The 12,282-nt window shown below is 75.0% G+C and carries 12 protein-coding genes; 7 read left to right on the top strand and 5 right to left on the bottom strand.

What is annotated here, in order from left to right:
- Nucleotides 1-140: 140 nt before the first annotated feature.
- Both ADL08_RS24565 and ADL08_RS24560 read right to left on the bottom strand, forming a co-directional pair.
- Nucleotides 141-1,874: an ABC transporter ATP-binding protein gene (locus ADL08_RS24565; RefSeq protein WP_053646534.1), complete on the bottom strand. Its 1,734-nt coding sequence runs from the start codon at nt 1,872-1,874 to the stop codon at nt 141-143.
- Between the two features lie 13 nt (nt 1,875-1,887).
- Nucleotides 1,888-2,502: an NADPH-dependent FMN reductase gene (locus ADL08_RS24560; RefSeq protein WP_053646532.1), complete on the bottom strand. Its 615-nt coding sequence runs from the start codon at nt 2,500-2,502 to the stop codon at nt 1,888-1,890.
- 253 nt (nt 2,503-2,755) lie between these two features.
- On the opposite strand from ADL08_RS24560, the gene ADL08_RS24555 reads away from it, so the two are divergent.
- The 4 genes from ADL08_RS24555 to ADL08_RS24545 all read left to right on the top strand — a co-directional run bounded on the left by ADL08_RS24555 (nt 2,756) and on the right by ADL08_RS24545 (nt 5,417).
- Complete coding sequence (locus ADL08_RS24555; protein ID WP_053646530.1) at nt 2,756-3,556, top strand: aminotransferase class IV; 801 nt, start codon at nt 2,756-2,758, stop codon at nt 3,554-3,556.
- 107 nt (nt 3,557-3,663) lie between these two features.
- Entirely contained in the window at nt 3,664-3,807 is a 144-nt protein-coding gene (locus ADL08_RS37325; RefSeq protein ID WP_159043046.1) for a hypothetical protein, read from the top strand.
- Between the two features lie 356 nt (nt 3,808-4,163).
- Nucleotides 4,164-4,676, top strand: coding sequence for a hypothetical protein (locus ADL08_RS24550; RefSeq protein ID WP_053646528.1), 513 nt, complete (start codon nt 4,164-4,166; stop codon nt 4,674-4,676).
- A gap of 123 nt (nt 4,677-4,799) precedes the next feature.
- Complete coding sequence (locus ADL08_RS24545; RefSeq protein WP_053646525.1) at nt 4,800-5,417, top strand: class F sortase; 618 nt, start codon at nt 4,800-4,802, stop codon at nt 5,415-5,417.
- Nucleotides 5,418-5,432: 15 nt separating this feature from the next.
- Here the strand turns inward: ADL08_RS24545 and ADL08_RS24540 are convergent, their stop codons facing one another.
- Genes ADL08_RS24540 through ADL08_RS24535 form a run of 3 tightly spaced genes read right to left on the bottom strand, consistent with a single transcriptional unit; the run spans nt 5,433 to nt 7,942 of the window.
- Nucleotides 5,433-6,218 carry a sulfite exporter TauE/SafE family protein gene (locus ADL08_RS24540; RefSeq protein WP_053646522.1) on the bottom strand — a complete coding sequence of 262 codons (786 nt, stop codon included), beginning with the start codon at nt 6,216-6,218 and terminating at the stop codon, nt 5,433-5,435.
- 37 nt (nt 6,219-6,255) lie between these two features.
- Nucleotides 6,256-6,504: a hypothetical protein gene (locus ADL08_RS37320; protein WP_159043047.1), complete on the bottom strand. Its 249-nt coding sequence runs from the start codon at nt 6,502-6,504 to the stop codon at nt 6,256-6,258.
- Nucleotides 6,497-7,942 carry a ferric reductase-like transmembrane domain-containing protein gene (locus ADL08_RS24535; protein WP_234352242.1) on the bottom strand — a complete coding sequence of 482 codons (1,446 nt, stop codon included), beginning with the start codon at nt 7,940-7,942 and terminating at the stop codon, nt 6,497-6,499. Before ADL08_RS24535 ends, ADL08_RS37320 begins: the two co-directional genes overlap by 8 nt.
- Nucleotides 7,943-8,159: 217 nt before the next feature.
- On the opposite strand from ADL08_RS24535, the gene ADL08_RS24530 reads away from it, so the two are divergent.
- The 3 genes from ADL08_RS24530 to nirD are packed head-to-tail and all read left to right on the top strand — an operon-like array spanning nt 8,160 to nt 12,272.
- Complete coding sequence (locus ADL08_RS24530) at nt 8,160-9,383, top strand: NAD(P)/FAD-dependent oxidoreductase (RefSeq protein WP_053646520.1); 1,224 nt, start codon at nt 8,160-8,162, stop codon at nt 9,381-9,383.
- 1 nt (nt 9,384) lies between these two features.
- On the top strand, nt 9,385-11,925 hold the full coding sequence (nirB, locus tag ADL08_RS24525; RefSeq protein WP_053646518.1) for a nitrite reductase large subunit NirB: 2,541 nt from the start codon (nt 9,385-9,387) through the stop codon (nt 11,923-11,925).
- Nucleotides 11,922-12,272, top strand: coding sequence for a nitrite reductase small subunit NirD (gene nirD / locus ADL08_RS24520; protein ID WP_053646516.1), 351 nt, complete (start codon nt 11,922-11,924; stop codon nt 12,270-12,272). The genes nirB and nirD overlap by 4 nt, the downstream gene beginning before the upstream one ends.
- Nucleotides 12,273-12,282: the final 10 nt, after the last annotated feature.

Genomic DNA, 12,282 nt, shown 5'->3' with positions numbered 1-12,282 from the left:
GGAGAGGGAGCGTTCGAGGGAGGGGGCGGCGGGGCCGGGACCGCGCTGGGGCGGGGGGCCGGTGCGGGCGGGGGGGGCGGGGGTCCGGTCCCGGGCCCCGCCGTGGTCGGGGGCCGGGTCGCGGGGCTTCGTGGTCGTGGTCACGCGGCCTCCTCCTCGGTGAGCTGGGAGAGGACGATCTCCCGGTAGGTGGGGTCGTCCCGCAGGAGGGACGCGTGGGTGCCGGTGCCGACGACCCGGCCCCGGTCGAGGACGACGATCCGGTCGGCGTGGCGGACGGTGGAGACGCGCTGGGCGACGACCACCACGGTCGAGCCGGCCGTCTCCTCGGCGAGCGCGGCCCGCAGCAGGGCGTCGGTGCGGGCGTCGAGGGCGGAGAAGGAGTCGTCGAAGAGGTAGAGGCGGGGGCGGGCGACGAGGACGCGGGCGATGGCGAGCCGCTGGCGCTGGCCGCCGGAGAAGTTGGCGCCGCCCTGGGAGACGGGCGCGTCGAGCCCCTCGTCGAGCTCCCGGACGAAGTCGGCGGCCTGGGCGGTCTCCAGGGCGTGCCACAGCTCCTCGTCGGTGGCGTCGGGCTTTCCGTAGCGGAGGTTGGAGGCGATCGTGCCCGAGAAGAGGTAGGGCTTCTGGGGGACGAGTCCGACGGTCCTGGCCATGAGGGCGGGGTCGAGGGTGCGGACGTCGGCGCCGTCGACGAGGACCCGGCCCTCGGTGGCGTCGAAGAGGCGGGGCACCAGACCGAGGAGGGTCGACTTGCCGCTGCCGGTGGAGCCGACGATCGCGGTGGTCTCGCCGGGCCGGGCGACGAGCCCGACGCCGTGCAGGACGGGTTCCTCCGCGCCGGGGTAGCGGAAGCCGACGCCGTCGAGTTCGAGCAGGCCGGGGCCGTGGAGTTCGCGGACCGGGTGCGCGGGCGGGACGACGGAGGAGCGGGTGTCGAGGACCTCGCGGACGCGTTCGGCGCCGGCCTCGGCGCGCGGCATGTGCATCAGCAGGAAGAGGGCCATCATCACGGACATGGCGGTCTGGAGCAGATAGCCGAGGAAGGCGACGAGCCCGCCCGGCTGGAGGGCGCCGGAGTCGATGCGGTGGGCGCCGACGTACACCAGGGCGACCGTGGTCAGCTCCCAGATCACCAGGACGACGGGGAACATGAGGGCCTGTAACCGGCCGGCCCGCAGGCCGACGGAGAACAGCTCGTCGTTGGCGGCGGCGAACCGTTCCCGCTCGTGCCGGTCGCGGACGAAGGCGCGGACGACCCGGACGCCGGTGATCTGTTCGCGCAGGATCCGGTTGGTCAGGTCGACGCGGAGCTGCATGCCCCGGAAGAGGGGCCGCATGCGCAGGACGACGCTGCCGACGGCCCCGGTCATCACGGGCACGAAGAGGACCAGGACGAGGGCGAGCGGCACGTCCTGGCGCAGGGCCATGGCGATGCCGCCGACGCACAGGAGCGGGGCGGCGACCAGCATCGTCAGGACGAGGACGGCGAACGTCTGGATCTGCTGGACGTCGTTGGTGGTGCGGGTGATGAGGGAGGCGGCGCCGAAGCGGCCCCGCTCCCGGGCGGAGAACTCCTGGACGCGGCGGAAGACCTCGGAGCGCAGGTCGCGGGAGACGCCCATGGCGATGCGGGCGCCGGTCCAGGTGGCGGCGGCGGCCGCCGCGACCTGGAGGAGGGTGACGGCGGCCATCCCGGCGCCGCCGGAGAGGACCCGGCCGGTGTCCCCGCGCAGGACGCCGTGGTCGATGACGCCGGCGTTGAGGGCGGGCAGGGCGAGGGAGGCCAGGGTCTGGACGAGCTGGAGGGCGACGAGGAGGACGAGCGGGGCCCGGTACGGCCGGAGGCGGGGGACGAGGAGCCGGAACAGCACGGTGTCCCCCTCCTCACGCGCCGTACGGGCGGACGGACTTGGCGTCCCTGAGGGCGTGACCCCACCAGGCGAGCTGGTCGAGGAGGGTCTTGGCCGCCCCTTCGGCGGCGGCCGGGTCCCGGTGCCGCCCGTCCTCGTCGAACTGGCCGTGGGGGTGGTGGAAGGAGACGGTGTCGCGGAGGGTGACGGCGTGCATCTCGGCGAAGACCTGGCGGAGCTGCTCGACGGCCCGCAGGCCGCCGGAGAGCCCGCCGTAGGAGACGAAGCCGACGGGCTTGGCCTGCCATTCGGTGTAGTGGCGGTCGATCAGGTTCTTGAGGGAGGCGGGGAAGGAGTGGTTGTACTCGGGGGTGAGGACGACGAAGGCGTCGGCGGCTTCGAGGACCGGGGTGACCTTGGCGAGTTCGGCGCGGACGGCCGGGGAGGGGTCGTACGAGAGGGAGGTGGGGAGGTCGACCGCGGCGAGGTCGACGACCGTGACGGCGAAGTCCTCGCGTCCGGCGAGGCGGGAGAGGAACCAGTCGGCGAGGACGGGGGCGAACCGGCCTTCGCGGTCGCTGGCGACGACGAGGGCGAGGGAGAGCGGGGCGGAGGGAACGACGGGCTGCGTGGAGTTCGTGAGGTCCATGCGGATGATCGTGGTACCTCAAGTTTGGTTGAGGTCAAGGGGGCGCCCGGGGCGCGGGTCCGAGCGGCTTCCCGGGCCGTACGGCGAGGGCGGGGCGGGGTCCTGTGGCGAGGGCGAGGCGGGGCCCCTGCGGCAAGGGCGTGGCGGGGCCCCTGCGACAGGGCCACTGCGGCGAAGCCGTGACGGGGTCCCCACGGCGAGGGCACGGCGGGCTCCCCGCGGCGAAGCCGTGACGGCCCCCTACGGTGAGGGCATGACGACCCCTCCCGCCTCGCCCGTCTCCCCCGCCGACGACCGCGCCCACATCGAGGCCGACGGCGTCCCGGTGGCCGATCCGGGGCTCCTCGGCGCGCTCATGAGCGGCTACGGCCACTTCACGGCGATGCAGGTGCGCGACGGACGCGTGAAGGGGCTCGGGCTCCACCTCGAACGGCTCGACCGCTCGACCCGCGAGCTCTTCGGCCGGGGACTCGGCGGCGGACGGGTCCGGGAGCTGGTGGCCGGGGCCCTGGAGGCCGCCGGGCGGCGGGACGCCTCGGTCAGGGTGTACGTGTACGAGGGGGCCCGCACGGTCGTGGCCGTCCGCGCCCCGGCCCCGGACGGCCCCGGCGCCCCGCAGCGCCTGGCGAGCGTGGCGTACGAACGTCCGGCCGCGCACCTCAAGCACCTGGGCGGCTTCGGGCAGCGCCACCACGGCGAGGCGGCCCGGCGCGCGGGCTACGACGACGCCCTGCTGACCTCCCCGGCCGGCGAGATCGCCGAGGGCGCGGTCACCAACATCGCCTTCTGGGACGGGACTTCGGTGGTCTGGCCGGCGGCGCCCTGCCTCCACGGCATCACCATGGCCCTCCTGGAGCCGCGCCTGGGGTCGGTCCGGCGGGCGGTCTTCCTGGCCGACCTGCCCCGCTACCGGGCCGCGTTCACGACCAACTCGCGGACGATCGCGCCCGTGACGGCGGTCGACGGGGTGGCGTTCGCGGTGGACGAGGAGCTGATGGGGCGGGTGCGCGCGGCGTACGGGAGCGTGCCGCCGGAGGCCCTGCGGCCCCGGTAGCCCCGGCGGCGCGGGCTCGGTCCCGGCCCTGCGGCAGGCCGTCCGGGGAGTGGGCGAGCGAGGGGAGCGCGACCCGGAGCTGGTCGAAGTGGGCGGCGAAGCAGCCCATGAAACGGGGGTGTTCGACGCTGAAGCCGTCGAGCCGCTGCCGGGGGCCGCCCGAGAAGGCCAAGAAGGCCAAGAAGGCCAGGAAGGCCACGCTGTCGTCGATCAGGGCCGTGTCGAGCGTACGGGTCCGGTCGGGCGGGTAGCGGCGGATGCAGGTGACCCGGATCTCCGAGCGGGCGCGCCGGACCCGCTCCGCCGCGGGGCTCCGGGCGGGCGGTGCGGCGCCGCTGACGTGCGGGCGGGGGGCCGGGGCGCCCCGGCCCCTCGGGGTCACCCGTTCGGCACGACCCGCCCGGCGGCGTCGAGAAACCGGCTCCCACCTGCGGAAACGACCGGAATCCAGTCGACGCGCCGTATCGAACGGCCCCATCCTGATGACCCCTCAGCAGGCGAGGAGCGCGCGGCCGTCCTTATCTCGGTCATAGAAGGTCCGGTTCCGGGAAGTCCCTCCCGGGAGGACCGCCCCGGCATGACCGTTCGCGCGCTCCGGAGGACCCCCATGCGCACCACTGCCCGTCTGTTCACCGGTACCGCGCTGACGGTCGCCGCGATCGGGGCGTTCGCCGTCCCGGCGGCGCACGCCGGCGAAGAGTGGAACGGATCCCTCGAAATCTACCCGTCGTCCGCGTCCCCCGGGACCACGGTCACCGTCAACACCCTCGCCTGCGGCAAGAACGGGCGCGGCGTCGGCGACGCGAACTCGCTCGGCGCGGGCGACTTCCACCTGCGGCCGAGCACGCACAAGGAGGTCGTGGTCGGCCAGTTCACCGTGCCCCAGCACGCCAGGGCCGGCACGTACGGCATCAGCGTGGCCTGCGACAACGGCAAGACGGCCCGGGGCGACCTGACCGTCACGCACCGGCGTCCCAGCGGCCACGTCCAGACGGGTGTCGGGGGCAGCGTCGGCCCCGACACCACCCAGGTCGCGGCGGGCGCGGCGGTGCTGGCCGCGACCGCCGTCGGCGGTGCCCTGTTCCTGCGTCGCCGGGCGAGCGGCGCGCGGGGGCACTGAGGCGACCGCCCCGTCCTGCCCCCGCCGCACGCCCGTACGGGCCCGGCGGGGGCAGGACCACATCCCGGCACGTTCCGGCAGCGCGTCGGGAAGCGGCGCATCGAAGAGACGGAAGGGATCCAGGTGAGCGACAGGAGCAAGGGCTGGGCCATCGCGGTGGCCGCCTGCGTGGGTCTCTGGCTCGTCCAGAACGGCTCGGAGAGCGTCACCCCGCCCGTGCCGTCCGCCGCCCAGGCCTTCGCCGCCGGGCCGAGCGTCCACACCGACGCCGCCGCCGACCCGCTGCCGCCCTCGGCCCCCGTACGGCTGCGCATCCCCGAGACCGACGTGGACACCCCGATGACGCGGCTCGGCCTGGCGGCGGACGGCTCGCTCGAAGTGCCGCCGGCCGGGGACCGGAACCTGGCCGGCTGGTACGGGGGCGGCACCACGCCCGGCGCGAAGGGCACCGCGGTCGTCGCGGGCCACGTCGACAACGCGGACGGGCCCGCCGTCTTCTACACCCTCGGGGCGCTGAGGAAGGGCCACCGGATCGAGGTGGACCGGGAGGACGGGCGCACCGCCGTGTTCACGGTCGACGCGGTCGAGGTGTACGAGAACGACGCCTTCCCGAACGGCAAGGTGTACGACGAGGCGGACCGGGCCGAGATCCGGGTCATCACCTGCGGCGGCGGCTTCTCGGAGAAGAAGGGCTACCAGGGGAACGTGGTCGCCTTCGGGCACCTCATCGGGGTGAAGTAGCCCGGCCCCGGCGGTTCACCCCCACTGGTCGAAGGCGAGCTTGGCGACCAGGGAGAACACGACCACGAGCAGCACGCCCCGGACGAACCCGGCGCCCTTGCTCAGCGCCATCCGGGCGCCGACCGTCCCGCCGACCAGGTTGAAGACCGCCATGACGGCGGCGAGCTGCCAGTGGACGGTGCCCTGGTGGGCGAACATCGCGAGGGCGCCCGCGTTGGTGCAGACGTTGACGATCTTGGCGGTGGCGGAGGCGGTCACCAGGTCGAGGTGGAGGACGGCGGTCAGGGCGAGGACCAGGAAGGTGCCGGTGCCCGGCCCGAACAGGCCGTCGTAGAAGCCGATCCCGCCGCCGACGACCACGATCGCGGTGACGATCCGGGCCCGGGTCAGCGGCGCCCGCTCCTCCCCCTCGGCCCGCGCGCCGAAGGAGGGCCGGAGCATCACGAAGGCCGCCACCCCGAGCAGCACCACCATGATCACCGGGCGCAGCACGTCGCTGCTGATCCCGGCGGCGAAGAAGGCGCCGGTCATGGAGCCGGCGAGGGCCGCGAGCCCGATCCGCACCGCCGTCCGCACCTGGACGGGCGCCTTGCGGACGTAGGTGACGGCGGCCCCGGTGGTGCCGACGATGGCGACGGCCTTGTTCGTGCCGAGGATCTGCGCGGCCGGGGCGTGCGGGAGGCCGAGCAGCAGGGCGGGCAGCAGGAGCAGCCCGCCGCCGCCCACCACGGCGTCGATCCAGCCCGCGACGAGCGCGGCGAGGCAGAGCAGGACGAGCGTGGTCAGCGATATCTCGGGCATGACCGCGAGCCTAGGGACGTGATCGTTGGCCCGTCCATCAATCCCGGGAGAGTTGAGCTACGTCAGAGCTTGCCGTGCCCGGCGGGCGGTCGGGCGCGGGCGGGGCGGCGGGGGTGACGGCGGCGGTGAGCAGGGTCGCGGCGAGCGCCCCGGCGCCGAGGAGCGCGGCGGCGAGGCGCCGCCGGGCCCGCTCCACCGGGGAGGCCGGGGCCCCGTGCCCGGCCGAGGTCCCGGGCGTCGCCGGAGTTCTGACGGGGGTCCTGGTCGCGTTCGCAGGTCTACGCATGGCCGAAGTCCTCGCGGTGGATGCGGGAGGCCGGCACCCCTGCCCGGCGCAGGGAGGCGGTCGCGGCCCGGGCCATCGCGGGCGGGCCGCACAGGTACACGTCGTGGGCGGCGAGGTCGGGCACGAGGTCGCGCAGGGCGCGCGGGGCGAGCGGAGCGAGCGGGGGGCACCCCCCGCCGCAGGCCGGGGGAGGATCGAAGGAGCCGTCGGAGGGGCCGAGGAGGAAGTGCAGGGCGGCCCGCCGTTCGCGGGCGATGGCCTCCAGCTCCTCGCGCAGGACGACGGCGGAGGCGTCCGACGCGCGGTAGAGGAGGGTGACGTCGCCGGGCCCGCCGGGCAGGGTCTCGAAGAGGGCCCGCAGCGGGGTGATGCCGACCCCGCCCGCGAGCAGCAGGACCTTGCGGCGGGTGCGGCGGTGGGCGGTGAGCGTCCCGAAGGGCCCGGAGGCGAGGACGCGGGTGCCGGGGCGGAGCCGCCGGACGCGGCGGGTGTGGTCGCCGAGCGCCTTGACGGTGATGCGCAGGGTGTCGTCGCGGACGGGCGCGGAGAGCGAGAAGGGCAGGGCGGTGGCCCACAGGCCGCGCCGCAGGAAGCGCCAGCGGAAGAACTGGCCCGGCTCGGCGCGCAGTTGGTCCACTCCCCGGCCCCTGATGAGGACCGAGACGACTCCGGGGCCCTCGTCGCGGACCTCGGCGACCCGCAGGTCGTGGCGGAGCGCGGCGCGGGCGGGGACGACGATCCGGTACCAGAGGAGGAGGACGGCGACGGTGGCGTGCGCCATGGACCAGAGCCAGCGGGTGAGGAGGCCGCCGGCGATGTCGGGGCCCGCGAGCTGGTGGACGAAGCCGAGCGCGGCGGCGAGCAGGGCGCCGAGGTGGACGGCCCGCCAGGTCTCGTGCCGGAGCCTGCGCCGTGCGGAGCGGGCGGAGGTGATCCCGACGGCGGCGAACAGGGCGGTGCCGGCGGTGGCGGCGGCGATCGCCCCGTACGAGAGGAGGTCGCCGGTGGCGGTGACCAGGTCGGCGCGGGTGTGGACGGCGTGGCCGCAGAGGGCGAGGACGGCGTGGGCGGCGATCAGGCCGAGGACGTACCGGCCGCCGAGGGCGTGCCAGCGGGCGAGCCGGTCGGCGCCGACGCCGTGCTCGACGGCCGGGACCCGGGCCATGAGCAGCAGCAGGACGAGGACGCCGTACCCGCCGAGGAGTCCGGTGAGGTGGGCGCCGGAGGCGAAGAGGACGTCGAGCCGGGCGGAGGGCCGGGCCTGGAGGCCCCAGAGCAGGCCGACGGCCCCGGCCCCGGCGACGATTCCGGTCCGCAGCCGGTCGGGGGCGAGCCGGAGGGCGGGGACGGGCGGGGACGGAGGACGCCGGCGGCGGGGCCCGGCGGCCCGCGGCACGGTGAGGGGTACGCAGAGAGGGTGGCTGGCCTCGGTGGTCACATGCGGCACCCTAGGTCCGCCCGTATACGGGAATCCCCAGCTCAGCCGCGTCCGTCCGATCCTTAAGGCGGGCTTGAGCCGAGGCTGACCACGGGTTAACCCCGGGGCCGGTCCCGCGGCCCCTCACAGCGGACGGGGCCGGGGGCGGAGATCAGCGTTCCGTACGGGAAACAGACGGGATGCCGCCGGGTAACACCGGCCGCGCACGCTTCCGGTCATGAGTACACGGATCGTGGTGGTCGGGGGCGGGACGGCGGGCGCCCGGCTCGCCCAGCGCCTGCCCGTCACCCTCCTCGGCGAGGAGCCGCACGCACCGTACAACAGGGTGCTGCTCGCCGACGTCCTCGCCGGACGGTACGCCCCCGAGGTGATCGCGCTGCCCGGGACCCGCGAGCCGGCCCGGCTCGGGACGCGGGCGGTGCGGATCGACCGGGCGGCGCGGACGGTGGAGTGCGCGGACGGCTCGCTCGTCGGCTACGACCGCCTGGTCCTGGCGACCGGCTCCAACCCGGTGCTGCCGCCGCTGCGCGGACTGCGCGGGGCGGCGCTGCCGGAGGGCGTCCACCCCTTCCGCACGCTCGACGACTGCCTGGCGCTGCGCGCGGCGGTACGGCCGGGGGTGCGGGCCGTGGTCGTCGGCGGCGGGCTCCTCGGGGTGTCGGCGGCGCGGGCGCTCGCGGCGCTCGGCGCGGACGTGGTCCTCACCCAGCAGGGCGAGCGCCTGATGGAGCGCCAGCTCGACGCCCACGCGTCGGCGCTGCTCCGGGAGCACGTCGAGTCCCTCGGGGTCGAGGTGCACACCGAGTGCCGGGTGAGCGGTCTGCGGCAGCGGGACGGGGCGGTCACGGCGGTCGAACTCGCCGACGGCTTCGTGCTCGACGCGGGGGTCGTGGTCCTGGCCTGCGGGGTCCGGCCCCGGGTGGCCCTGGCCCGGGAGGCGGGGCTCGACGTCGCCACCGGGATCGTGGTCGACGACGCGCTGCGGACCTCCGACCCGGCCGTCCACGCGGTGGGCGACTGCGCCGAGCACGCGGGCCGGGTGTACGGCCTCGCGGGCCCGGCGCTCGAACAGGCGGACGCGCTGGCGGAGGTGCTGGCGGGGGAGACCGGGACCGAGGCCTCCGACGCGTCCACGCCCACGGCCCCGGCCGCCTACACCGGCACCCGCGCCCTCACCCGGCTCACCCTCACCGGCCCGCGCCCGCTCGACCTGGCCGCCTTCGGCGAGGTCACCGCGCGGCCGGGGGACGACACCGTCCAGCTCACCGACCCCACCCGGGGCGCGTACCGCAAGGTCGTCGTCCGGGGCGACCGGCTCGTCGGGGGCGTCCTCCTCGGCGACCTGGCCGCGGTCGGCACGCTCGCCCGGGCCTGGGAGGGCGACGAAGCCCTCCCGGAGGCCCCCCTGCTCCACCTGCTCACCCACGACGGAGGCTCCTGACATGAGCGCTGACGCTGATACCGCCGCGCACACCCCGACGATCGTCCTGGTCGGCCACGGAATGGTCGGCCAGCGGTTCCTGGAGGCGCTCGCCGACCGTGGCGTCACCGGGCGGGCCCGGATCGTGGTCCTCTGCGAGGAGCCGCGCCCGGCCTACGACCGCGTCCAGCTCACCTCGTACTTCTCGGGGAAGACCCCCGACGACCTGTCGGTGGTCGGGGCGGGCTTCATGGCGGAGCACGGCATCGAGCTGTACGTGGGCGACGCGGCCGCGTCGGTGGACCGGGAGGCCCGGACGGTCACCGCCCGCTCGGGGCGGGTCTTCGCGTACGACACCCTCGTCCTGGCCACCGGCTCCTACCCCTTCGTCCCGCCGGTGCCCGGCAAGGACGCCCGGGGCTGTTTCGTCTACCGCACGATCGAGGACCTGCTCGCGATCGAGGAGTACGCGAAGACGGCGACGACCGGTGCGGTGGTCGGCGGCGGGCTGCTCGGCCTGGAGGCGGCGGGCGCGCTCAAGGGCCTCGGCCTGGAGACGCACGTGGTGGAGTTCGCGCCGCGCCTGATGCCGGTGCAGGTGGACGAGGGCGGCGGCGCGGCCCTGCTGCGCACGATCGAGCGGATGGGCCTGGGCGTCCACACGGGGACGGGCACGCAGGAGGTCGTGACGGCGGACGGCGCCGTGACGGGCATGAGGCTGTCGGACGGCTCCGAACTGGCCGTGGACATGGTCGTGTTCTCGGCGGGCGTGCGGCCCCGGGACCAGCTGGCCCGGGACTGCGGCCTGGCCGTGGGCGAGCGCGGCGGCATCGCCGTCGACGAGCTGTGCCGGACCTCGGACCCGGCGGTCTTCGCGATCGGCGAGTGCGCGCTCGCGGTCGACGGGCGGGTCTACGGCCTGGTCGCGCCGGGCTACGAGATGGCGCAGACGGTGGCGGCGGTCCTCTCGGAAGGAGCGGAGGAGGCCGGCGACGGCTTCACGGGCGCCGACATGTCGACCAAGCTGAAGCTGCTCGGCGTGGACGTGGCCTCCTTCGGCGACGCGCACGGCACGGCCGAGGGCTGCCTCGACGTGGTGTACGCGGACTCCCGCTCGGGCGTCTACAAGAAGCTGGTGGTGGACCGCGAGGGCGTGCTGCTCGGCGGCGTCCTGGTCGGCGACGCCGACTCGTACGGGTTGCTGCGGCCGCTGACCGGCACGGTGCCGCCCGTCTCCCCCGAGCAGCTGGTCCTCCCGGCGGGCGCGGGCGCGCCGGTCGCGCTCGGTCCCTCGTCGCTGCCGGACGACGCGGTGATCTGCTCCTGCCACAACGTCACGAAGCACGCGATCGGCCAGTGCTCCTCGCTCGCCGAGGTGAAGAAGTGCACCAAGGCCGGCACGGGTTGCGGCAGTTGCGTGAAGGTGATCGAGAAGCTGCTGCCGGCCCCCACCGACAGGGGCCTGTGCCGCTGCTTCTCGTACGGCCGGAGCGAGCTGTACGAGATCGCCCGCACCCTGCGCGTGACCTCGTTCGCCGCGCTGCTCGACTCGCACGGGCGGCCGGAGGCGCGGGGCGGCGAGGGCTGCGAGGTCTGCAAGCCGACCGTGGGCTCGATCCTGGCGTCCCTCAACAACGGCTACATCCTGGACGGCGAGCAGGCCTCCCTCCAGGACACCAACGACCACTTCCTCGCCAACATGCAGCGCAACGGCTCCTATTCGGTGGTGCCGCGCATCCCCGGCGGCGAGATCACCCCGGACAAGCTGATCGTGATCGGCGAGGTGGCCCGCGACTACGGCCTCTACACGAAGATCACGGGCGGCCAGCGGATCGACCTCTTCGGCGCGCGGGTGGACCAGCTCCCCGCGATCTGGACCCGGCTGGTCGACGCGGGCTTCGAGTCGGGGCACGCGTACGGCAAGTCGCTGCGCACGGTGAAGTCCTGCGTCGGGCAGACCTGGTGCCGGTACGGCGTGCAGGACTCGGTGAAGATGGCGATCCACCTCGAACTCCGCTACCGGGGCCTGCGCGCCCCGCACAAGCTGAAGTCGGCGGTCTCGGGCTGCGCCCGCGAGTGCGCCGAGGCGCAGTCGAAGGACTTCGGGATCATCGCGACGGCGAACGGCTGGAACCTGTACGTCGGCGGGAACGGCGGCGCGACCCCGCGCCACGCGGACCTGCTCGCCCAGGACCTGTCGGACGCCGAACTGATCCGGCTGATCGACCGGTTCCTGATGTTCTACATCCGGACGGCGGACCGCCTGGAGCGGACGTCGACCTGGCTGGAGCGCCTGGAGGGCGGGCTGGAGCACCTCAAGGACGTGGTGGTGCACGACTCGCTGGGGCTCTGCGACGAGCTGGAGGCGCTGATGGCGGCGCACGTCGACGCCTACCGGGACGAGTGGGCGCAGACCCTCGACGACCCGGAGCGGCTGCGGCGCTTCGTCTCCTTCGTGAACGCCCCGGACGCGCCGGACCCCTCGGTCCGGTTCGTGCCGGAGCGCGACCAGATCAAGCCGGACCTCACGTTCCTCACCCTGGAAGGGGTTGCCTCGCGATGACGACGCTCGAACTGTCCCTCTCCCCCGGTTCCTGGATGGCCGTCTGCGAGGAGTCCCGGCTGACCCCCGGGCGCGGTGTGGCGGCGCTGCTGCCGGACGGCCGGCAGGCGGCGGTCTTCCGGGACCGGTCGGGCCGGACGTACGCGATCGACAACCGCGACCCGTTCACGGGGGCGCAGGTGCTCTCCCGGGGGCTGGTCGGCTCGGCGGACGGGCGTCCGTTCGTGGCCTCGCCGCTCCTGAAGCAGCGGTTCGACCTGGAGACGGGCCGCTGCCTGGACGACGAGGAGGTCGCGGTGGCGGTGTATCCGGTGCGGGCGGTCCAGCTGGATCCGGCGCTCTCCTGAGTTACTTGAC

It is taken from the genome of Streptomyces sp. NRRL F-6492 (genome assembly GCF_001280125.1).
GTDB lineage: Bacteria > Actinomycetota > Actinomycetes > Streptomycetales > Streptomycetaceae > Streptomyces.
The sequence above is the reverse complement of the archived record's forward strand: the minus strand, read 5'-3'. Positions and strand labels throughout refer to the sequence as shown.

Excerpts from the sequence above, each read along its gene's own strand:
- ADL08_RS37320 (WP_159043047.1), bottom strand. The coding sequence starts at position 6,504 with ATGCGTAGACCTGCGAACGCGACCAGGACCCCCGTCAGAACTCCGGCG.
- nirD (WP_053646516.1), top strand. The coding sequence starts at position 11,922 with ATGACGACGCTCGAACTGTCCCTCTCCCCCGGTTCCTGGATGGCCGTC.
- ADL08_RS24550 (WP_053646528.1), top strand. The coding sequence starts at position 4,164 with ATGCGCACCACTGCCCGTCTGTTCACCGGTACCGCGCTGACGGTCGCC.
- ADL08_RS24560 (WP_053646532.1), bottom strand. The coding sequence starts at position 2,502 with ATGGACCTCACGAACTCCACGCAGCCCGTCGTTCCCTCCGCCCCGCTC.
- ADL08_RS24540 (WP_053646522.1), bottom strand. The coding sequence starts at position 6,218 with ATGCCCGAGATATCGCTGACCACGCTCGTCCTGCTCTGCCTCGCCGCG.
- ADL08_RS24530 (WP_053646520.1), top strand. The coding sequence starts at position 8,160 with ATGAGTACACGGATCGTGGTGGTCGGGGGCGGGACGGCGGGCGCCCGG.
- ADL08_RS24555 (WP_053646530.1), top strand. The coding sequence starts at position 2,756 with ATGACGACCCCTCCCGCCTCGCCCGTCTCCCCCGCCGACGACCGCGCC.
- ADL08_RS37325 (WP_159043046.1), top strand. The coding sequence starts at position 3,664 with ATGAAACGGGGGTGTTCGACGCTGAAGCCGTCGAGCCGCTGCCGGGGG.
- nirB (WP_053646518.1), top strand. The coding sequence starts at position 9,385 with ATGAGCGCTGACGCTGATACCGCCGCGCACACCCCGACGATCGTCCTG.